Below are 21,161 nucleotides of genomic sequence, written 5' to 3' on the forward strand. Positions count from 1 at the left end.
GTCTGTGGTTTTCAGGGTTTTTGGCAGTTGACACAGAAAAAGGTGGACCGCTGCCCTTGTCGAATGGTTTTGATGGGCGCTGCGCAGACTCTGCACGGCAGACCCGCCCGGTCGTACACCATCGCGTCAAGCTGAAAATAGCCGCTTTCGCCCTGGGCATTGGAAAAATCCTTCAGGGTGCTACCGCCCTTGGCAAGTGCCTGGGACAGCACTGTGCGAATCGCCGCGTGCAACCTGACGGCGCGTGGTTTGCTCAATCGGGCAGCCCGCACGGTCGGACGAATCCCGGCCAGGAACAAGGCTTCCGATGCATAGATGTTTCCCACCCCGACAACGATTTCTCCGCCCAGCAAAACCTGCTTGATCGCAGATTGTTTTTTCTGCAAAGCGTGATGAAAACCCTCCGGCAAGAAATCATCGGTTAAGGGCTCTACACCCAGACGCCCGAGCAGCTTGCGCGCCGTTGGGTGATCCTCGGCTGGCGCATACACAACAGCACCAAAACGCCGGGGATCGTGCAGGCGCAAATGACCTGCCGTGGTTTGCATCTCGAAATGATCGTGCTTGCCCGCCGGCGACAGGTCAGCTCCGAAGCTGAGGCTGCCGGACATGCCCAGATGAATCAGAAGCAGGCCGCCGCTGGTATCCAGCAACAGGTATTTGCCGCGCCGGCGAACCTGATGCACGGTATGCCCTTCCAGGTGCGACACATCGCAGCCCAGGGGCCAGCGCAAGGGTTTGCCCATCTGTACGCCCATGATTTGCGCGCCAGAAATGCGGTCCGCAAAGCTCAGACGTGTAACTTCAACTTCGGGCAATTCGGGCATGGTTGAACCTAGAAACCGGAGTTGGACGCGCCCGAGTGGGTTGTCATGGGGTGGGCGGGCAAGGCGGGACGACGACGCGGGCTCATGCCCGCAAGGAGGAGCAACGCCGCCAGCACGCGCCAGGGCGACTCAATCGGGTGCGTAGCGCTGCCTCCTGGATGAAGAACGCGTGCGAGAGCGAGTAAATGAGTGTTCATGCGGTTTTGCCAACGGACGATGAGCGGTCAACTGCGGTTTCTAGGTTCAATTATCATGGCTCGATGAAAAAATTTATCTGCGCTTTTGCTGCTTTTTGGCTTGCCGTGCCCGCAGTGCTGGCCCAAACCGCGCAGCCCGCGCCGGCGTTGCCGCCAGCCGCACAGCCCGAGGCCCCCGCGGCGGCACTGGCTGCTCCCCGCCCTTCCGGCCTGGACAGTGAACTGTTCTACCAATTGCTGATCGGCGAAATCAAGGCCCGCGAAGGAGATGCACCTACCGGGTTTGCGGTCATTCTGGACGCCGCCCGAAAAAGCAACGACGCGCGGCTCTATCAACGCGCTGCCGACATCGCCTTGCTGTCCCGCTCGGGCGAGGCTGCGCTTCAGGCGGCGCGCGCGTGGCGCCAGGCACAACCTACCTCGCGTGAAGCCAACCGCTACGTGTTGCAGATCCTCGTTGCATTGAACCGCATCAGCGAAACAGCCGAGCCGCTCAGGACCGAGTTGCAACTGGCCCCGCCTGCCGAACGGACAGCGGCTATTGTGAATTTGCCACGCTTTTATGCCCGGGCCAGTGACAAAAAGATGGCGGCGGGCGTGCTGGAGCAAGTGCTGGCTGAACAACTGAACACCCCGGCGACAGGAGCAGCAGCCTGGACTGCCTTGGGTCGCATGCGGCTGGCCGCCGGCGACGTGGAGGGCGCACTCGGCGCCGGTGACAGGGCGCAAGCTCTGGACCCGCTTTCTGAAGGACCTGCGCTGTTGGCCCTGGATTTGATGGATCCCAAGTTTCCACGCGCGGAAGGCCAGATACAAAAATACCTCAACAGCAACCCGACGGCCCTGCCCGAGACTCGCATGGGTTATGCGCGTGCGCTGATCGACGCGCAACGTTACCCCGAAGCCAGCGTGCAACTTCAACAGGTCACGCGGGCCAAGCCCTCGTACCCGGATGGCTGGCTGGTACTGGGAACCCTGCAACTTCAGGACAACCAGTTGGCGCAGGCGCAGGCCTCCTTGTCCCGCTACGTGGAGCTGGCCCAGCAAGCCCCGGATCAGGATCAAGCCAGCCGCGGGTTGTCGCAGGCGTATTTGGCTCTTGCGCAGCTCGCTGAAAAGCGCAAGGACTTCGCAACGGCAGAAGTCTGGCTTGGAAAAATTTCCAACTCCCAGGAATTGATACAGGCCCAGACTCGACGCGCTTCCATACTGGCCAAACAGGGCAAGATGGCTGAAGCGCGCCAGTTGATCCGGCAGCTTCCCGAGCGGACGCCAGAAGAAGCACGCGGCAAATTAATGGCAGAGATAGGATTGTTGCGCGAGCAAAAGGACTACCGCGGTGCACACGATCTGCTGGCTCAGGCAGTTGCAAAATTCCCCGACGAACCCGAGCTGCTTTATGACCAGGCCATGATGGCCGAAAAAATCGGCGCGCTGGCAGACATGGAGCGGCTGCTCCGCCTTCTTGTTCAACGCAAACCCGACTACCACCACGCCTATAACGCGCTGGGGTATTCATTGGCTGAGCGCAACCTGCGCCTGCCCGAAGCCAAGCAGCTGATTCAAAAAGCACTGGAGTACGCACCCGAAGACCCTTTCATCAAGGACAGCCTGGGCTGGGTTGAATACCGTCTGGGCAACAAAGCGGAAGCCATCAGGATTTTTGAGGCCGCCTACAAAGCCAAACCAGACGCAGAAATAGCAGCACACTTCGGCGAAGTCATGTGGAGCGTGGGGCAACGCGACAAAGCCATCGCCGTCTGGAAAGAGGGGATGCTGCTGAATCCCGAGAATGAGACCCTGCTTGAAACGCTGAAACGCTTTGGCGTCAGGTTGTAATCGATGCACGAGTTTCTGATGACATTGCCACGCTGGTCCCGCCGTTGGCTGTACTGCGTCCTGGCTGCTACTTTTTTTATAGCAGGTTGCGCCCACCCTGTTTCGGCGCCCCCTCCCATTGAGCAAGGCCAATCGTTCTGGGCGGGCCGCATCAGCCTGCACGTACAGAGTGACCCGGCCCAAGCATTTTTTGCGGGGTTTGAACTCAAAGGCAAGCCTGAGCAAGGCGAGCTCACGCTCACCAGCCCTCTCGGAAGCAATCTGGCTGTGTTGCGCTGGTCACCAGAGGAAGCTGTCCTCGATTCAGGTAACCGTGTGCAGCGATTCGCATCGGTCGATGAACTGCTTGAAAAGGCTACCGGCGCGTCCGTACCGTTGTCAGCGTTGTTTGACTGGCTGGACGGAAAAAACGCAGCAGCAGGCGGGTGGAGTGCGGACCTTTCGCAGCAAGGTCAGGGGAAAATATCGGCCGTGCGCGACATCCCGCAGCCGCGGGCGGAAATGCGCATTGTTCTCGCTCAATAAGACGGATGAACACCGTGTCAGCCGCGCCGCTGAAAGCCATCTACGACGTCCCCGCACCGGCCAAACTAAACCTGTTTTTGCACATTACTGGTCGACGCGCTGACGGCTACCACCTCCTGCAATCGGTGTTCATGCTGATCGACTGGTGCGACACCCTGCACTTTGAGTTGCGCACGGACGGCAAAATTTCCCGCAGGGACCTGGGAAATGAAGCCGCCGAAGCTCTCCCAGCCGAAGATTTGATCGTTCGCGCCGCGCGCGCCCTGCAAATGGCTAGTGGGACAAAGCTGGGAGTGGATATCGGGCTGGAAAAGCGCATTCCTGCCCAGGCCGGTATGGGCGGCGGCTCGTCGGATGCCGCCAGTTGCCTGCTCGCCCTGCAGCGCCTGTGGGGCGTGCGCCTGCCCGCAGCGCAATTAAAAGCCGTTGCTCTGGGTTTGGGCGCAGATGTACCCTTCTTTCTCAGCGGCGGCCACGCCTGGGTTGAAGGGGTGGGCGAAAAAATCACGCCGATCACCCTCCCCGCCGCCCGATTTGTGGTGGTCAAACCTGCTGCGGGCTTGCCCACGGAGGCGATTTTCCGGTCGCAGGATCTGAAGCGTGACAGTAAAACTGCTACAATCCAAGGCTTTGCTGCAAACGCAAATGGCCTTGTTTACGGATTTGGCCATAACGACTTGCAGCCAGTCGCCCAGGCCTTGTGTCCGCAGGTCAGCCAGTCGCTTGACTGGCTCGCCGCACAAGAATTGCAAGGCCGTATGACTGGCTCGGGAAGTGCTGTATTTGCGCAATTGCCGCACGACAAGGATTTGGCGGTCGCTCCCGGCGACTGGAAGATTCGCAAGTGCAGCAACCTGGAGGCTCATCCTCTGGCGGGTTGGTAAACCATCTGCCATTGAGTTTGTTTTCAGGAATAACGAATACTAGGTTGATTGCCAGCTTTGCAGATTGTCATTTTTTGACAGCGTGTTATTGCTGACAGTGGACCTGTGTAGGGGTGTCGCCAAGTTGGTTAAGGCACCGGATTTTGATTCCGGCATTCGCAGGTTCGACTCCTTCCACCCCTGCCAAAATTTCAGATCCTCGATGAGGATCCGTGTTTCCGGCCCCTCTGGGGCCCATGTTTTTGGACCCTCGGGTCTGCGCTCAACCGGGTCACACGATGCAACCGCAACACGCCGACTTCATGCTTTTCACTGGCAATGCCAATCCGAGCATGGCCTCCGAGATTGCCCAGCACTTGGGCATTTCTCTGGGCGCAGCGCACGTCGGCAGGTTTTCGGACGGCGAAGTCACGGTTGAGATTCAGCAGAACGTGCGCGCCCGTGACGTGTTTGTGGTTCAGTCCACCTGCGCCCCGACCAACGAAAACATCATGGAACTGCTCATCATGGTCGACGCGCTCAAGCGCGCATCGGCTGAGCGTATTTCCGCAGTGATCCCCTATTTCGGCTACGCCCGCCAGGACCGCCGTCCGCGTTCGGCCCGCGTGCCTATCAGCGCTAAAGTGGTAGCCAACATGTTGCAGGCCGTGGGCGTCTCGCGCGTGTTGACCATGGACCTGCATGCCGACCAGATCCAGGGCTTTTTTGATATCCCGGTGGACAACATCTATGCATCGCCGGTATTGCTGGGCGATTTGCGCCTGAAAAATTACAACGACCTGATGGTTGTTTCGCCAGACGTCGGCGGCGTGGTTCGCGCCCGTGCGCTGGCCAAGCAGCTGGGCTGCGACATGGCCATCATCGACAAGCGCCGGCCCAAGGCCAACGTGTCAGAAGTGATGCACGTGATCGGCGACATTGACGGCCGCAACTGCGTGATCATGGACGACATGATTGACACGGCCGGTACGCTGGTCAAAGCGGCTGAAGTTCTGAAAGAGCGCGGTGCGAAAAAGGTGTATGCGTATTGCACCCACCCGATTTTTTCAGGCCCAGCCATCGAACGTATTGCCAAAGGCGATGCGCTTGATGAAGTGGTGATTACCAACACCATCCCGCTTAGCCATAGCGCGCAGGAATGCAAAAAAATTCGCCAACTTTCCGTGGCGCCGCTGATTGCCGAAACAATCCAGCGCATCGCCAGGGGTGAGTCGGTCATGAGCTTGTTTTCGGACCAGGACAATCTGTTCTGATCTGAGGCAAAAGGTAGCTGCCCTCGTATCGTGACCTGTTCACGACACAAAATGCAGCAATTCAAGGCACCAGCCTTTTAAACCAGAACGAGACTGGTCGCGGTCCGTTCTTTATTGGAGTTAATTATGAAATTCGTCGCTTTTGAGCGCGCAATGCAGGGCACGGGTGCGAGCCGCCGTCTCCGCATCACCGGTCGCACGCCCGGTATTGTTTATGGTGGTACAGGTGAGCCAGCGCTGATCGAACTCGATCACAACGCACTGTGGCACGCCATCAAGAAAGAAGCATTCCACGCTTCCGTCCTCGAGATGGAACTGGGCGGCAAGACCGACAAGGTTCTGCTGCGCGATCTGCAAATGCACCCTTTCAAACAACTGATTCTTCACATCGATTTCCAGCGCGTTGACGCCAAGACCCGCCTGACCATGAAAGTGCCTTTGCACTACAGCGGTGAAGAAGAGTCGCCAGCTGTCAAGGCCGAAAACTGCTTGGTCAACCACGTGCTGACCGAGCTGAGCATTTCCTGCCTGCCAAAAGATCTGCCTGAATTCATCGCCGTCGATCTGACAGGCCTGAAAAAGGGCACCTCGCTGCACGTCAAGGACATCACATTGCCCAAGGGCGTGAAGTTTGTGGGCAAAGGCGGCCAGGACAACCCGGTTCTGGTTTCCGTGTCTGCGATCTCGGCCGAAGCTGAAGCCGATGCCGCAGCAGCCGCTGCTGCAGCAGCGCCAGTCGATCCGAAAGCCGCCAAAGCTGCTGCTGCCAAAGACGCCAAAGCTGGCGCCAAGGCCGACGCTGCCAAACCTGCCGCCAAGAAGTAACTCTCTGCCCACGGCGCGGGTCTGAAACGACCCAAGGCCCTTGCCCTCTCTGGAGGTCAAGGGCTTTTTTTTGGCATCCTGCTTGTGTGCTGCCCCGATAATCCGGATTGCGGGCCATACCGGAGCCGCACATTTTTCCAAAACATGATCAAACTTTTTGTTGGCCTGGGCAACCCGGGCCCGGAATACGAAGCCACTCGCCACAACGCCGGTTTCTGGTGGACCGACGCGCTGGCGCGCGAGCTAAAACTGAGCCTTGCGCTCGACAAAAACTATCACGGCCGGGTAGCGCGCACCACCATGGGGGGCCAGAACATCTGGCTGCTGGAACCGCTGACCTTCATGAACGTGTCAGGCAAGTCGGTTGCCGCCCTCGCCCGGTTTTTCAAGCTTGCGCCTGAAGAAATTCTGGTGGCCCATGACGAACTTGACATCGTGCCCGGCCAGGCCAAACTCAAGTTCGGCGGCAGCCACGCGGGCCACAACGGCCTGCGCGATATCCACGCACAGCTTGGCACCGGCGATTACTGGCGGCTACGCATCGGTGTCGGGCATCCCGGTGACAAGGCCGAGGTCATTAACTGGGTCTTGAAAAAGCCTTCTCAGGAACATCGTGTGGCGATTGAAGACAGCATTGGTCGGGCAATCAAGGCTCTGCCGGCGTTACTGGCGGGAGAGATGGAGAAGGCGACCATGATGATTCATACCAGTGCGCCGCCTCGGCCTAAGCCACCTCGTAAGACCGAAGAAAACGAGTGATCGTTCGGGAGAATTTGTTCTTCGTGCCTTGGTGGCCCCCCCTGCAGGCCGGGTCTCGCCCCGGCCCGCTCCCGACTCCGCTCCCCCACCCCTTCTGTATGCGCCGAGGAGCGGAGGTTCAGACGGATCAGGACTGACACTTGTTTGAGCCGAAGGCGAGTTTGTGTCAGACCCCGGCTGAACCGAGCACCGCAGGTTTCCCGCAGCGAAGCGTAGGGACGCAGACAGCAGGGTCGCCTTTTCTTTTGCTTACTTTTCTTTTGGCGACGCAAAAGAAAAGTGAGTTGCCGCCGGGCAACCCCCGGCTTGTAGGCAAAACACCAACGCATGAAGAAGAAGGTGGCTCGACAAGCTCAGTCCGAACGGAGGGGCAGTAGGAAGTGAACATGGATCCTGGCTCAGCCCGGGATGACAGAGAGGGGTGCGGAGGCAACAAAACTGTTGCTACAGTATTAATAGCAAACTATGCTCATAAAGAAAGGGCGAATCCGGCATTTCACCACTAAGGCTACGTCGACAAGCCCCAAAAGCAAAAATCGCTACAAAACCCGCGCCACAACCTCACCCGCAGCCTGCTCAGCTTGCAAGCGCCGGTACTTCTCCCACAAGGTCTCCTTGTTTTCGATAAAAGCAGGATTGAGCGGAATACACGCCACGGGACAGACCTGCACACACTGCGGCTCATCAAAGTGCCCAACACATTCCGTGCAGCGATTCGGATCAATTTCGTAGATTTCCTTGCCGAGATAAATGGCCTGGTTGGGGCACTCGGGCTCGCATACGTCGCAGTTGATGCATTCGTCGGTGATCAGCAAGGCCATGGGTTCACGCGCCTTTCGGCGCCCCCGCTGCATGCGCCTTGCCAAGGGCGGCGACAACGTTCGCGCTGACCATCTGGCTCACATCGCCACCCAGTTTACTGATCTCGCGCACCAGAGTGCTGCTGATGCATTGCAATGACGCATCAGGAACCAGAAAAACGGTTTCAACTTGCGGACGGAGCTTGCGGTTCATCGCTGCCATCTGCGCTTCGTAGTCAAAGTCGGTGATGTTGCGAATGCCGCGAACAATGGCCGCAGCTTGTTGCGCCGTACAAAAATCCACGATCAAGCCGTCGAAGGGCAGCACGTTGACGTTGCCCAACGCCTTCGTTTCCTCCTGCACTTGTTGCAAGCGTGCTTCAAGCGAAAACAAGGTCTTTTTATGGTGGGCTGCTGCGACACCAATGATGAGCTGGTCAAACACCCCCGCTGCGCGGCGTACGACGTCCTGGTGCCCCAGCGTGAAGGGGTCAAACGTGCCGGAATAAACCGCGATGCGTGTAGGTGTCGCCATGGGTCAATTATGCCCCGCCGCCCCAGAATTAAGGCGTGTCAGCTTGAGCGCCCATGCGCTGCAGCAAATGAAAATGAACTGCCCCAGCCTTGCCGCTGCGGTGAACCTGAAGCCCATAAGGTGCGAGGGTTTCATCGGTCCAGGCCTGCGGCGCCTCCAGGTACACATACCCGGAGTCAGCCACCACTGCCGCAGCCGCTTTGAGCGCGGGGTCAAACAGCGGTGAATCAAACGGCGGGTCAAGCAGCACGAGTTGCTGGCTGGCGGGCGCCTGCCGCCTGAGCACGGAAACGCCGTCTCCGCGCTCTATCTGCACCATGTTTGCCTGAAGCTTGAGTTGCAGTGCTTTGAGCTGAGCCACCAAACCGGCGTCCTGTTCGCAAAGCAGCACTTCTTTGGCGCCACGTGAAGCCGCTTCAAAACCCAGCGCGCCTGTCCCGGCAAAAACATCCACACAACGCCAGCCAGTCAAATCACGGCCCAGCCAATTGAACAGCGTTTCGCGCACGCGGTCGGGGGTGGGCCGCAAACCCGGCTTGTTGGCTACCGGGAGTTTGCTGCGCTTGTACTGGCCGCCAATGATGCGGACCACGCCGGGAAGTTTGGCCGGGGCACGCTTCACCTGTGGTTTGCCGCCGGGCTTGGTTGCGGTTGTTTTCATGGCGCAGCGCCCACAATCACGGTGACCATTTTTTCGGGTTGCAGCTTGCGCGCAAAGGCTGACTTGATGTCCGCAGCGCTGACCTTCGCAATCTGCGCTGTCCAGGTGTCGAGGTAGTCCAAGGGTAAATCGTTCCAGGCAATGCCCGAGAGACTGCCTAGCAGTTTGCGGTTACTGTCGAGCTGCAATGGAAAGCCGCCTATCAGATTGTCTTTGGCGGCCTGCAGTTCGGCCTCCAGCGGGCCCTCAGACACAAAGCGGGTCAGTACCTGCCTGGCAACCTCGGTGGCTTGCGCGGCCTGGTCTGGCCGCGTTTGCAAGCCCAGCGTGAAGGCGCCCGCATGCCGACCCGGTGAGAAATAGCTGAAGACGCTGTAGCTCAAGCCCCGCTTCTCGCGCACCTCATCGGTCAGGCGGGAAACAAAGCCACCCCCGCCCAGTATGTAGTTGCCCACCGTCAAGGCAAAAAAATCAGGATCGTTGCGCTTGAAGCCCGGCTGACCGATCATCACGTGGGCTTGCGCTGAATCGAACGGGATGCGCAGCAACTGGGCCCGGTCCAGCGGCGGCACTTCAGGCACCACAGGCAAAGGCGGCGCTTTCGCACAATCGGTCGCAGGCAAGCGCGACAGCAGCCCGGCCACAGCGACATCGGCCTGCGCCCGCGTGAGCGCGCCCACGATGCTCACGCGTGCATGGCAGCGGGTGATGTAGCTTGCGTGAAAGGCCTGCATGTCAGCGACGCTGATGCGGTTCAAGGTGGCCTCGTTGAGCTCGAACCCATAGGGGTGCCCGCTGTACAAAACTTTGCCAAACTCGCGGGCAACCACACTGGCTGGACGGGTGTAGGACTCTTTCAACTGCGCGATCAGCCTTTGCCGGTCGCGCTGCCACACTTCCGCCGGAAAAGACGGCTCGGCAATTTGACGTGCAGCCAGTCGCACGGCCTGATCCAGCAAGTCCGCTTCGGTCAGGCTGCGCAGCGAAAAACTGAAGCGATCAGCCCCGGCCGATGCGCCAAACTGCGCGCCCAAATCCGCCCAAGCTTCGCCCAAGGCGTTTTCGTCCAAAGCAGGCGCACTACCCCGCGCCGCAACGCCCTTGGACAACAGGGAGGCCGTCACACCGGCCAGCCCGGATCGGTCAGCCGTCACGCGCCTGCTGCCCGCGTCGAAGTCAATTTGCACATCCACCATGGCGATGGCCGGGCTTTCGATCAGATAAACCTTGGCGCCCGTGCTCTGCGTCCAGTGCTGCACGGGGATGGCGGCGTGCGCGAATATGGGGCAAAAAAGCGATAAAGCCCACGCAGTACGGGCGCAGATCGCTCTCAATTTCATAGCAAAAATCACGTGAAGTCCTGAGGCGTCGGGGTTAAAAAATGTCCTGGCATCAAGGCATCAGTGCCTCAACGCTGCGGGCGCCTGTCGCGGCGGGCGGTTCGGATCAGGGGTTTGCGGAATCAGGGTGGCGATGGTGAGTTGGTCATCACCAAAATAACGTGCGGCCACTGCCTGAACTTCGGCGCTGGTGACGGTGCGCAGTTGCGCAATCAGGCGTCTGTCGGTATCCAGCGGCAAGCCATTGATCCAGTATGAACCCAGGCTTTGCGCCTGGCTGAAAACCGCATCCAGCTTGTAAGTCTCGCTGGCTGCCCACTGGGTTTTCACGCGCTTCAACTCAGCTTCACTGACGCCGTCACGGGCAACCAGTGCCACCTGCTGGCGCAGAGCGTCGGCCACCTGTGCGGCCGTTTTCCCGTTTGCAGGCACGCCGTCGAGCATGAAGGTCTGAGGACCCCGGCCTATCAATCCATTGGACGCACCCGCACTGTCAGCGACGCGGTTGTCGCCCTGGGTCAGCGCCCTGTCCAGCCGGGCGCCGCTGTAGCCGTCAAGCACGGCGGCAAGCACGGTCAATGCCAGCGCGTCGCGGTTGAATGCATCGCTGCCAGGCGCGGCATCGACAGCACGCAAACCGGGTATCTTGAATGTCAGGCTGACATACGCCTGGCTGGCTACAGCCTTAAAGTCCAGTCGGCGCAAGCCGGTCTGCGCCGGCTCTACACGAGGCTTGCGCGCAGGCACCGGACGCGCTGCCATGCCGCCGTAGTATTTTTCGGCCCAACGCCTTACCTGCTCTACATCCACGTCGCCTGCCACCACCACTGCAGCGTTGGCCGGGACATACCAGCGGCGATAGAAATCGCGCGCGTCGTCCGGGGTCATGGCGTCGAGGTCACTCATCCAGCCCACCACGGGCCGTCGATAGGGCGAGGCCACAAACACCATGGCATTGGCCGCTTCAAACATCAGGCCGCGCGGCGAGTCTTCGGTACGCAGGCGGCGCTCTTCCTTGACGACTTCAAGTTCTTTGTTGAACTCCTCATCTGCCCACTGGTTGCGGGCAAAGCGGTCCGCCTCCAAACGCATCACGTCCTCCAGCTTGTTGGAGGGGATTTGCTGGTGGTAGCCGGTGGCATCCCGGCTGGTAAAGGCGTTGTCACGTCCACCCAGCGCCGCCACGCGGCGCGAAAACTCGCCTGGCTTCATATCCGGCGTGCCTTTGAAAAGCATGTGCTCGAGCACGTGAGCAACACCCGTCGTGCCGTCCACCTCATCCATGGAGCCAACCCGCAGCCAAAGCATATGCGCAGCGGTAGGTGCACGGCGGTCCGTTTTGACGATGACGGTCAAGCCATTGGCCAACTGAAACTGGGCGACTCGCGCCGCGGTTTGGGCTGATGCCGAAAGTGAGGCAAAAAAACCGAATGCAAGAAAGAAGCTCGTCCTGCAACGTGATCGGAAAAACTGGATAAATACCCCCATCAAGCGGACCCCGGTGTGTTTCATAGAATAGTGTGACTCCCAAAGCATATCCAATGTTCAGTTTCTTCAAGAAAAAAAAGCCCGATAGCGCGCCCCCTCCGGCATCCATAGCGCCCTCACCACCTCCTGCCCCCCTGCCTCCAGTCGCGGCCACTGGTGGACTGATTGGCAGCGCGCTGGTCACACCCATTGAAATTCCTCTGCCCGGAACGGTACTGACGGGGCGTGAAAACTGGGTGAGCAAGCTGCGATCGGGCCTGAACAAAACCGGCGCCAGTATTTCCGGCGTATTTACCGGCACCCGCATTGACGACGCACTGTATGAGGATCTGGAATCCGCCCTGCTGATGGCCGACACCGGCGTGAGCGCCACCACCCACCTGATCGAAGAGGTCAAGCAGCGCGTAAAAGACAGCGGCGTTACCCATCCGGTCGCCGTCAAAAACATTCTCACTGAAGCACTGACCCAGTTGCTCAAGCCGCTGGAGCAGGCACTGGTGATCGGCGAACACAAACCGACCGTCATCATGGTTGCTGGGGTCAATGGCGCTGGCAAAACAACGTCCATTGGCAAACTGACACGGCATCTCGCCAGCGAAGGCGCATCGGTGCTGCTGGCCGCAGCCGACACATTCCGTGCCGCCGCGCGCGAGCAACTGGAAGTGTGGGCTGACAGGAACACGGTCGAAATCATCAGCCAGGAAGGCGGCGATCCGGCAGCTGTCAGTTTTGATGCAGTGAGCGCTGGCAAGGCGCGTGGAAAAGATGTGGTGCTGGTCGATACCGCCGGACGACTGCCGACCCAGCTGCACCTGATGGAAGAGCTGCGCAAGATCAAACGCGTTGTCAGCAAGGCGGACGCCACAGCGCCGCATGAGGTGCTGCTCGTCATCGACGGGAACACCGGACAAAACGCCCTGAGCCAGGTCAAGGCCTTCGACGAAATTTTGCAATTGACGGGTCTGATCGTCACCAAACTGGATGGCACAGCCAAAGGCGGCGTGTTGGCTGCGATTGCTCTGTGGGCGCGAGAACGCTCAAAAGCCTCACCTAGCCTGCGCCCGGTACCGGTGTATTTCATCGGGGTCGGTGAAAAACTGGAAGACCTGGAAACCTTCAACGCCCGGGAATTTGCGCAAGCCCTGCTGGCTTGAACTTGAACGCCATGGCGCATCTGTCTCTTGAAGAAGCGCTCAGTCTTGCCACCGGCGCGCTTCGCAAGGCCGGCGCAAACCAGCACATGGCGGACAGTACCGCTAAGGCTTTGGTCCAGGCCGAGGCGCAGGGGCTGTCCTCTCACGGACTGAGCCGCGTGGCCCAGTACGCCACCCACCTTCGCAATGGCCGCGCTGACGGCGCTGCGGTGGCGTCCATCTCGCGGAGCAAGGGCGCCGCCCTGCTGGTGGATGCGAAACACGGCCTGGCGTTTCCAGCCTGCGAGCTTGCGGTTTCCACAGCCATCGACACCGCCCGCGAATCAGGCGTGTGTTTTGCAGGCGTGAACAACAGCCACCACTGCGGCGTACTGGTTGATCATCTGCGCGCTGTGGCCGACGCCGGGATGGTCGGACTGGGTTTTGCCAACTCGCCCGCAGCCATGCCAGCCGCAGGGGGCAAACATGCAATTTTTGGCACCAACCCGGTGGCAGCCGTCTTTCCAAGACGAAATGCCGACCCCTTGATGATTGACCTGTCACTCAGCGAAGTGGCGCGCGGAAAACTGATGATTGCGGCCAAAGAGGGCAAGAGCATTCCCCTGGGTTGGGCGCTGGATCAGCAGGGCAATCCGACGACCGACCCGAACCTAGGCTTGCTTGGCTCCATGCTGCCCCTTGGCGCAGCCGGCAGCCCCAAGGGCTCCATGCTGGCGCTGATGGTTGAGCTGCTCGTCACGGCGGTTATCGGCGCCCAGTTTGGTTTTGAAGCATCGTCCTTTTTTGTCGATGAGGGCAACGTGCCGCGGCTGGGGCAAGCGTTCATCGTGATCGATCCAGGCGCGCTGACCGGAAGCGACATGTATTACGACCGCATGGAAACCGTGATCCATGAAATGCTGCTTGACGATGGGGTTCGGCTTTCCGGCGAACGCAGACTTGCCCTTGAGCGCGGGGCCCTGAAGTCAGGGTTGTCCATCCCCGACGCACTCATGCAACAACTTCGGACGCTATCCGCCTGACTCCCATTACAGCACTCGCTTGAAAACGCGATTGCAGCCACAAACTAACTGATTCCGAAATCCCGGGATTTTCCAGTGCCCAGTTTTATTAGCCGCGTTCTCCGTTTTTTCCTGCGCCTGGTGTTCCTGGGTTTCGCGTCGCTGTTCGCGCTGGTTCTCCTTTCCGTCGCCCTCGTTTTTCTCGCCGTGGGGATGCTGACATCCCTTCTTACCGGGCGAAAACCAAAGCCGGCCATGGTTTTCGGGCGTTTTCAGCGCTTTTCGTCGCAAACCATGTGGCCTGGCGCCGGTACGCGCAGCGCCCCCACTCAAATGGACATCGTGGACGTGGAAACACGCGATATTTCAGAGGATAGGCGACTTCCTCCGGACAGACCCTGAAACGGCGGTCGATTTGAGGCCTTGGACGCCCTCGTTCCAGCTCGTTCCCCTACACACTGCAAGTGAACCAATCGGCAAAATCGTACACAAACAAGGGTAAACACGGATTAGCCTGACGCTATCCACGTCATTGATCCTGTTGTCTGGCACTCTCTATGTGAGAGTGCTAATATTGCGCCAGAAAAGGAGTTCTGCTCTATGTCCTCTATGTCTTATGCCCTCTCTCCCCAGGTTGCCCCGAAGGCAACCGAGCTCGCGGCCGCCAATCCCTGGTCGCTGCTTCCACCGCTGGGCAACCTGGACGCTTACATTTCGGCCGTCAACCGGCTGCCTATGCTCACCTTGGAGCAGGAGCAGGAATTTGCCAGAAGTCTCAAGGAAAACAACGATCTGGATGCAGCCGGGAAGTTAGTGCTGTCTCACTTACGCCTTGTGGTGGCCACTTCCCGCAAGTATCTGGGTTACGGTCTGCCGCATGCCGACCTGATTCAGGAGGGCAATATCGGCCTGATGAAGGCCGTGAAGCGCTTTGACCCCGACCAGGGCGTTCGGCTGGTCAGTTATGCCCTGCACTGGATCAAGGCCGAGATGCATGAGTACATTCTGAAAAACTGGCGCATGGTGAAGGTGGCAACCACCAAAGCCCAGCGCAAACTGTTTTTCAATCTGCGCTCCATGAAGCAGGGTTTCAAGGATGACGCGGATGTGGCGACTCACCGTGACACCTTGACCGAAGGCCAAATTGATTCCATGGCCAAGACCCTGAACGTCAAGCGCGAAGAGGTCATGGAGATGGAAAAACGCATGTCCGGCGGCGACGTACTACTGGATCCCAGCCCCAGCGATGATGGCGAAGAAGCCTATGGCCCGATCGCCTACCTTTCGGATGCTACTCAGGAACCAACCATGTTGATGGAGTCACGCCAGCGTGACTACCTGGCCAGCGATGGCATCACCACGGCACTGGAGGATCTGGATCCCCGTTCACGCCGTATCGTTGAAGAGCGCTGGCTCAAGGTCAATGATGATGGCTCTGGCGGCATGACGCTGCACGATCTGGCTGCTGAGTACAAGGTCAGCGCCGAGCGTATTCGCCAGATTGAAGTGGCCGCGATGAAAAAGATGAAGAAGGTCCTGGCCGCTTACGCTTGATAACTTTGGCCTGACAGCTTTATTGGCAATGCCGGTCCAAGCGGCGATTGCCCAAGCCTGCACCCGACCATCGCGTGCAGGCTTTTTTGATCCGCGTTTTTTCAGTTTTTGAGCAGCAACTTGACGTCAGACGCCAGCCCCGCTGCGCCGCTTCCGTAGCGGCTGTAAAGGCGGACACGCCCCTGCTGGTCAAAAACATAACTGCCTGCCGAGTGTTCCAGCGTGTAGCTGGTTGGTGTCTTGCCGTCGACTTTTTTGTAGAAAATCTTGAAGTCTTTGGCCAGCTGCGGCAGTTTTTCCAGTTCGGGGCGCAGGGCCAAAAAGGTCGCATCGAAGTTGGCCATATATGCTTTGAGCACCTCCTGCGTGTCCCGCTCAGGGTCAAGTGTCACAAACAGCCCCTGCAGACGGTCGCCGTCTTTGCCCAAAAGCTTCTTGATTTCTGCCAGTTCTGCCATAGACGTCGGACACACGTCAGGGCACTGCGTAAAGCCAAAAAACACAATCACCACCTTGCCCTGGAAGTCCTTGAGACTGCGCAACTGCCCGTTGTGATCGGTGAGTGAAAAGTCTTGGGCATAGTCTGCGCCCGTGATATCAATGCTGTGAAATTGCAGCTTGCTTTCGGAACACGCGCCCAACAGTCCCGCCGCGATGGACAAACCACCCAGCGTCAGCCATTGCAGCGCGCTACGCTTGCGAACAGGAGAAGAGAAAAAACTCATACGAGGTAATGGTCCAGCAGCAAGGCCGCAAACAAAACAGACAGGTGAATCAGTGAAAAACGAAATGTCTTGCGCGCCAGGGCGTCCGAATAGTTGCGCCACAAACGCCAGCCGTACCAGCTAAAGCCGAAGCTCAACACAACTGCCGCCATCAAGTACAGCCACCCGCTCATTCTGAAAACAAAGGGAAGCATGCAGGCGGCAAACAACACCAGTGTGTAGAGAAATACCTGCAAACGCGTGAACTCGTTGCCGTGCGTCACGGGCAGCATGGGCAGCCCTGATTTGCGGTAGTCTTCGACGCGATACAAGGCCAGCGCCCAGAAGTGTGGCGGTGTCCAGAGGAAAATGATCAGAAACAGGATCAGCGCTTCAGGACTGACATTGCCTGTCATTGCGGCCCAGCCCAACACCGGCGGCATCGCGCCAGACGCGCCGCCGATCACGATGTTTTGCGGCGTCAGCGGCTTGAGAATGACGGTGTAGACAACGGCATACCCGACGAAGGTTGCAAAGGTCAGCCACATGGTCAGCGGGTTGACCCAGATGTACAGAATCAATGAGCCAAGCCCACCCAGGGCGGCGGCAAACGTCAGTGTCAGCGGGTTGCTGATCTGCCCCTGCGCTGTCGCGCGCCATGCGGTGCGCTTCATCTTGGCATCAATTTGCTGCTCGACCAGACAGTTGAAAGCAGCGGCGGCGCCAGCCACCAGCCAGATACCCGCGCATGCGACAAGTGCCAGTTTCACTTCCGCCAGCCCGGGCACACCAGGCACGGCCAGCACCATCCCGATCAATGCGCAGAACACAATCAACTGCACCACACGCGGCTTGGTCAGCGCGTAGAACTGCGCAAACTTTGACGGCACAAAAGGCGCAACAGTTGCGGAAGCAGTGGAGTCGTTGGGATTCATAAGGTCGAAGCCCCCGATTTTGACGCACTCCCTGCTGCCGAGACGCCCGAGCTGGAAAAAATAGCCCCTGTGAGTGCCACCACCAAAGCCGCAGCACCCCCGGTGTGAGACACCGCCGCTGCCAGAGGCCAGCCCAGCAATACATTGCCCAGGCCAGTAGCAAACTGCCAAAGCGCAAGCCCGCCTATCCACATGGCGTAGCGGCGCATGGCAGGCACCCGCCCAAGCTGCCAGGCCAGCAACAACAGGGCGGTAAACACGACGTAAGCCGCGAGCCGGTGCACGTAATGAATGGCAGTCAAAGCCTGGAAACTGATGTTGCCGCCCTCCGCGCCTGCGCCTAGCGCACGCCAGAAGGTAAAGCCCTGGCTGAAATCCATCATCGGCCACAAGCTACCCTGGCACGCCGGGAAGTCAGTACAGGCCAATACCGCGTAATTGGTGCTGACCCAGCCGCCCAAGGCAATCTGGAACCACAGCAAGACAAAAGTCGCTATCAGAAGTACCCATACCCTGCGGCTCAACGAGGTCTGCACTTGCCCGCCCTGCACTTGCGCATAACGCACGGCCTGAGCTTGCAACAAAGCAAGCAGCAAGAGGCCTCCCAACAGATGAAGCGTGACGATCAGCGGAAACAGCTTCATGGTGACGGTCAGCGCGCCAAACGCGCCCTGGATACAGACCCAAAACAAGGTGGCCAGCGGCAGCCACAGTGGAAGAACCTGGGCCACACCGGCGCCATCGCTGGCCGCCCTGCGCCGCGCCCACCAGGTCGCTATGGCCAGGGTCATGATCAGCACACCAACCGCTGTTGCAAGATAGCGGTGAATCATTTCTATCCAGGCCTTGGAATGCGTCACCGGCCCGCTGGGCAAGGCAGCCTGCGCCTCGCTGATGGGCTGCTTCGCGCCCAGAGGGCTCGCGTGGCCATAACAACCGGGCCAGTCAGGACACCCCAGTCCGGAGTCTGTCAGGCGTGTGAAGGCGCCGAACAACACCAGGTCAAAGGTGAGAAACAGCGTGAGCAATGTCAAAACCCGCAGGCGCCGCGATATGGGCTGGTTTTTATTGCGCAGCCACACCCAGGCCAACGGGCCCAGCGCAATGACCAGGCCCATGGCCATCAGGCGAAGTGCCGGGCCAAAGTTATAGAGTTCTTGCGTAACCATTGATGTGCGGTTTCAGCGGCCGGCCTTGTCCCAGGAGCCGGAAGCGCGCATCAGCCGTTCCAGGTCACGCTTGGCCTGGGCGGCTCCAGCAGCGTCCATTTGGGCAGGGAAACGCATCATCCAGTTGCCGAACGGATCAACCACGTACAAGTGGTCTCCCAGGCGCTTGCCGGGTGCAGACTGGAGCCACTGTTCGACCCCTGAAACACGCAGCACGGTGGAGCCGTGCAGTGCCGCTTTTAGCGTCTCTGGCACGGCCACGCTGTCACTGACCAGCCAGACGCGGTCGAGCCGGTCTTTCTCTCGGCCCAGTGACTCGCGCAGCTGGCGCTGAAAATACACATGCTGCTGGCAAGCCGCGTCGCACGCCCCGCCTGCGACGCTGACGAGCAACCATTGCCCCTTGAGCGATGCCAGATCGACCTGGCTCCCATCGGCTGTCAACGTAGCCAAAGCCGGCAAAGGGCGCTGCGGATCAATCAACTCGCCGTAATTGCGCCGGCCTTCAGGGCGAATCACGTAATAGGTGATATACGACGCGATGACGGGGGCAGCACACACCAGCAAAACGGCCAGCATCTTCCAACGCCCGGCCCGGGTGTCTGGCGCCTGCGCTGTCAGGGCTGTATTGGCCTGAGGCAATGCATGAACCGTCAGGTCGAGAGGCTGGTCCCCGGAAAAGGCGCCAGGCGGCTGGGAGGAGTTGGGTGGCTGATTTTGCACAATGAAACTGGACGGTTAGGAAGGCTGCGAAAGCCGCTTTTTGCGACGCGGAAGAATCAACTGAAACCACACAAAGAGACCAAGAAACAAGGCGCTGAGGCTGAACCACTGAAAGGCATAGCCATAGTGCTTGTCCACGCCGGATGTGGCGATCGGCCAGTCCCTGAGCAGTCCTTCACTCGCGGGATCGGTCTGCAGCAAGGAGGCTGCAAGCAGGGGCGCGCCAATCTCGGCACTGAAAGCTGACACGTCCAGATTTTGCCGGATGCGTCCACTTCCCATCTCGCCCATCTCATATAACTTCGAAGGCGGCGGGGCCATGCGGCCTTTGACAGTCACCACACCTGCTGGAGTGGCGACCTCAGGCAGTCGCGAGCGATCAGTAAAGTCGCGCGGCACCCAGCCACGTTGCACCAGAATCGACTGCTGACCGCCGGCCAGTGCCAAAGGAGTCATGACCCAGAAGCCAGACTTGCCACCCATGGGACGGTTGTCGAGGTAGACCGTATGAGCGCTTCGCCAGGTGCCTTGCAGAACAGCCGGGCGATGGGTCAGACTTGCTACGTTTTTTGTAGCTAACAGCGCCCCATTATCAAGGGCGAGTTGACCTTTTTGCTCTTCAATGGCGGTCTGAAGGGCTTCTTTTTGTGCGGCGCGGCGCAGCTGCCACTGGCCCAAAGAAAACGTCAGCCCGCAAGCCAGCACCGCTGCCAGCGTCAGGATCCAGAAGCGGTAGTTAAGCAAGGCGAATCTCATGCGCAGATAATTCGGTTCATGACTTATCTCGTAGCACTGGCTTTTTTGGCCATCATCGCCAGCCTGGGCGCCGCACTTTTTTTCATGTTGAGGGGAGGCACCGATGGCAAGGAAAAAACCAGCAGCATGGCACGGGCCCTGGCCTTTCGCGTCGGGTTTTCAATTGTGCTTTTTATCTGCATTTTGATTGCCTGGAAGATGGGGTATATCCAGCCCACGGGCATTCCTTCGGCCAAGTAAAAAAAGCGCCTCGCGGCGCTTTTTTCCATCCGTCTGGGTTCAAAGCCAGTAGACAAGAATGTAAAGGCCCAGCCACACCACGTCCACGAAGTGCCAGTACCAGGCAGCGCCTTCAAAACCAAAATGACGGTCGGCAGTGAAATGTCCGCTCTGCAAACGCAAGGTGATGAACAACAACATCAACATGCCGACAAACACGTGAAAGCCGTGAAAGCCCGTCAACATGTAAAAGGTTGAACCGTAAACGCCGGAAGAGAGTTTCAGGTTCAGATCACTATAGGCATGCGCATACTCATAACCCTGCACACACAGGAAGATGATGCCCAGCAGAACGGTCGCCCACATGAAGGCAATGGTCTTGCCGCGGTGATTTTCACGCAGCGCGTGGTGGGCGATGGTCAGGGTGACACCAGAGGTCAACAGCAAAGCTGTGTTGATGGTTGGCAGCCAGAAGGGCCCCATGGTGGTGAAAGGCTCAACGATGCCTGCTGGCGATGCCGTGACGCCTGGCGCCACGCTTGGCCAGATCGCCTTGAAGTCAGGCCACAGCAAGGCGTTCTCGAGGCTGCCCAGCTCGGGCACCGAGTGCACACGCGCCCACCAAAGTGCAGTGAAGAACGCGCCGAAAAACATCACTTCCGAGAAAATGAACCAGCTCATGGCCCACCGGAAAGACAGGTCGATCTTGTGGCCATAAAGCCCACCTTCGCTCTCGGCCACGGAAGCGCGGAACCAGAAAAACAGCACCGCAAGCCACATCACCATGCCAAATGCAAGCGAGATCGCTCCCCAGCCTGCACCATTGATCCACTGCCCCGCACCCAGGATGACAAAAAACAGGCCGGCGGATGCCAGGACCGGATAAGCCGAGGGCGCCGGTACAAAATAATGGGGGGTTCCCGCATGGGCTGCTGAAGACATTTCCAACTCCTGTTTCGCTATATTCTGAAATTCACTCAATCGATTTGACGGGCGGCCACGCGGCTCTACAC

Annotated in this window: 23 protein-coding genes and 1 tRNA gene; 11 read left to right on the plus strand and 13 right to left on the minus strand. The window is 59.1% G+C overall.

The features are described from left to right. Positions 1-11: 11 nt before the first annotated feature. Both mutM and VE934_RS16385 read right to left on the minus strand, forming a co-directional pair. The gene (gene mutM / locus VE934_RS16380) at positions 12-827 is read right to left on the minus strand and encodes a bifunctional DNA-formamidopyrimidine glycosylase/DNA-(apurinic or apyrimidinic site) lyase (RefSeq protein ID WP_324889472.1); all 816 of its coding nucleotides are present in this window, start codon (positions 825-827) and stop codon (positions 12-14) included. Positions 828-835: 8 nt separating this feature from the next. Beyond that, a complete protein-coding gene (locus VE934_RS16385) occupies positions 836-1,024 on the minus strand; it encodes a hypothetical protein (RefSeq protein WP_324889474.1) in 189 nt (62 codons plus the stop codon). Positions 1,025-1,087: 63 nt separating this feature from the next. On the opposite strand from VE934_RS16385, the gene VE934_RS16390 reads away from it, so the two are divergent. From VE934_RS16390 to pth, 7 genes are all read left to right on the plus strand, one after another. Then, the gene (locus VE934_RS16390) at positions 1,088-2,863 is read left to right on the plus strand and encodes a tetratricopeptide repeat protein (protein ID WP_324889476.1); all 1,776 of its coding nucleotides are present in this window, start codon (positions 1,088-1,090) and stop codon (positions 2,861-2,863) included. Between the two features lie 18 nt (positions 2,864-2,881). After that, positions 2,882-3,388, plus strand: a complete 507-nt coding sequence (locus tag VE934_RS16395) for an outer membrane lipoprotein LolB (RefSeq protein WP_324889478.1) — start codon at positions 2,882-2,884, stop codon at positions 3,386-3,388. A 29-nt stretch (positions 3,389-3,417) separates the two neighbouring features. After that, positions 3,418-4,272, plus strand: coding sequence for a 4-(cytidine 5'-diphospho)-2-C-methyl-D-erythritol kinase (gene ispE / locus VE934_RS16400; RefSeq protein WP_324889665.1), 855 nt, complete (start codon positions 3,418-3,420; stop codon positions 4,270-4,272). A 109-nt stretch (positions 4,273-4,381) separates the two neighbouring features. Then, positions 4,382-4,458 (plus strand) — tRNA-Gln (locus VE934_RS16405). Between the two features lie 92 nt (positions 4,459-4,550). Further along, the gene (locus VE934_RS16410) at positions 4,551-5,525 is read left to right on the plus strand and encodes a ribose-phosphate pyrophosphokinase (protein WP_324889480.1); all 975 of its coding nucleotides are present in this window, start codon (positions 4,551-4,553) and stop codon (positions 5,523-5,525) included. 126 nt (positions 5,526-5,651) lie between these two features. Then, positions 5,652-6,350 carry a 50S ribosomal protein L25/general stress protein Ctc gene (locus VE934_RS16415; RefSeq protein ID WP_324889482.1) on the plus strand — a complete coding sequence of 233 codons (699 nt, stop codon included), beginning with the start codon at positions 5,652-5,654 and terminating at the stop codon, positions 6,348-6,350. A 144-nt stretch (positions 6,351-6,494) separates the two neighbouring features. Further along, positions 6,495-7,109, plus strand: a complete 615-nt coding sequence (gene pth, locus VE934_RS16420) for an aminoacyl-tRNA hydrolase (RefSeq protein WP_324889484.1) — start codon at positions 6,495-6,497, stop codon at positions 7,107-7,109. 539 nt (positions 7,110-7,648) lie between these two features. On the opposite strand, the gene VE934_RS16425 is transcribed toward pth, so the two are convergent. The 5 genes from VE934_RS16425 to VE934_RS16445 are packed head-to-tail and all read right to left on the minus strand — an operon-like array spanning position 7,649 to position 11,933. Beyond that, on the minus strand, positions 7,649-7,930 hold the full coding sequence (locus VE934_RS16425; RefSeq protein WP_324889486.1) for a YfhL family 4Fe-4S dicluster ferredoxin: 282 nt from the start codon (positions 7,928-7,930) through the stop codon (positions 7,649-7,651). Between the two features lie 4 nt (positions 7,931-7,934). Next, a complete protein-coding gene (coaD, locus tag VE934_RS16430; protein ID WP_324889488.1) occupies positions 7,935-8,444 on the minus strand; it encodes a pantetheine-phosphate adenylyltransferase in 510 nt (169 codons plus the stop codon). A gap of 28 nt (positions 8,445-8,472) precedes the next feature. Further along, entirely contained in the window at positions 8,473-9,105 is a 633-nt protein-coding gene (gene rsmD / locus VE934_RS16435; RefSeq protein ID WP_324889490.1) for a 16S rRNA (guanine(966)-N(2))-methyltransferase RsmD, read from the minus strand. Continuing rightward, entirely contained in the window at positions 9,102-10,445 is a 1,344-nt protein-coding gene (locus tag VE934_RS16440; RefSeq protein WP_324889492.1) for a pitrilysin family protein, read from the minus strand. The genes rsmD and VE934_RS16440 overlap by 4 nt, the downstream gene beginning before the upstream one ends. Positions 10,446-10,505: 60 nt before the next feature. Continuing rightward, positions 10,506-11,933, minus strand: coding sequence for a M16 family metallopeptidase (locus VE934_RS16445; RefSeq protein ID WP_414693871.1), 1,428 nt, complete (start codon positions 11,931-11,933; stop codon positions 10,506-10,508). Positions 11,934-11,986: 53 nt separating this feature from the next. Here VE934_RS16445 and ftsY point away from each other — a divergent pair, with 53 nt between their 5' ends. From ftsY to rpoH, 3 genes are all read left to right on the plus strand, one after another. Further along, a complete protein-coding gene (ftsY, locus tag VE934_RS16450) occupies positions 11,987-13,087 on the plus strand; it encodes a signal recognition particle-docking protein FtsY (RefSeq protein WP_324889495.1) in 1,101 nt (366 codons plus the stop codon). Positions 13,088-13,098: 11 nt separating this feature from the next. Next, positions 13,099-14,109, plus strand: a complete 1,011-nt coding sequence (locus VE934_RS16455; protein WP_324889667.1) for an Ldh family oxidoreductase — start codon at positions 13,099-13,101, stop codon at positions 14,107-14,109. Positions 14,110-14,697: 588 nt separating this feature from the next. Beyond that, positions 14,698-15,642 carry an RNA polymerase sigma factor RpoH gene (gene rpoH / locus VE934_RS16460; RefSeq protein WP_324889669.1) on the plus strand — a complete coding sequence of 315 codons (945 nt, stop codon included), beginning with the start codon at positions 14,698-14,700 and terminating at the stop codon, positions 15,640-15,642. Between the two features lie 101 nt (positions 15,643-15,743). Here rpoH and VE934_RS16465 read toward each other — a convergent pair whose 3' ends face one another. The 5 genes from VE934_RS16465 to VE934_RS16485 are packed head-to-tail and all read right to left on the minus strand — an operon-like array spanning position 15,744 to position 19,929. Then, positions 15,744-16,367: an SCO family protein gene (locus VE934_RS16465; RefSeq protein ID WP_324889497.1), complete on the minus strand. Its 624-nt coding sequence runs from the start codon at positions 16,365-16,367 to the stop codon at positions 15,744-15,746. Further along, complete coding sequence (gene cyoE, locus VE934_RS16470; RefSeq protein ID WP_324889499.1) at positions 16,364-17,281, minus strand: heme o synthase; 918 nt, start codon at positions 17,279-17,281, stop codon at positions 16,364-16,366. Before cyoE ends, VE934_RS16465 begins: the two co-directional genes overlap by 4 nt. Continuing rightward, positions 17,278-18,450, minus strand: coding sequence for a COX15/CtaA family protein (locus VE934_RS16475; RefSeq protein WP_324889501.1), 1,173 nt, complete (start codon positions 18,448-18,450; stop codon positions 17,278-17,280). The genes cyoE and VE934_RS16475 overlap by 4 nt, the downstream gene beginning before the upstream one ends. A 12-nt stretch (positions 18,451-18,462) precedes the next feature. Continuing rightward, on the minus strand, positions 18,463-19,176 hold the full coding sequence (locus VE934_RS16480) for a hypothetical protein (protein ID WP_414693872.1): 714 nt from the start codon (positions 19,174-19,176) through the stop codon (positions 18,463-18,465). Between the two features lie 12 nt (positions 19,177-19,188). After that, entirely contained in the window at positions 19,189-19,929 is a 741-nt protein-coding gene (locus tag VE934_RS16485) for an SURF1 family protein (protein WP_324889505.1), read from the minus strand. Positions 19,930-19,947: 18 nt separating this feature from the next. Between VE934_RS16485 and VE934_RS16490 the strand changes: the two genes are divergently transcribed. Then, positions 19,948-20,169, plus strand: a complete 222-nt coding sequence (locus VE934_RS16490; RefSeq protein ID WP_324889507.1) for a twin transmembrane helix small protein — start codon at positions 19,948-19,950, stop codon at positions 20,167-20,169. A 39-nt stretch (positions 20,170-20,208) separates the two neighbouring features. Here VE934_RS16490 and VE934_RS16495 read toward each other — a convergent pair whose 3' ends face one another. Continuing rightward, positions 20,209-21,090: a cytochrome c oxidase subunit 3 gene (locus VE934_RS16495; protein ID WP_324889509.1), complete on the minus strand. Its 882-nt coding sequence runs from the start codon at positions 21,088-21,090 to the stop codon at positions 20,209-20,211. Between the last annotated feature and the right edge of the window lie 71 nt (positions 21,091-21,161).

It is taken from the genome of Polaromonas sp., from assembly GCF_035638815.1.
In the GTDB taxonomy this organism is placed as follows: Bacteria; Pseudomonadota; Gammaproteobacteria; order Burkholderiales; family Burkholderiaceae_C; genus Polaromonas.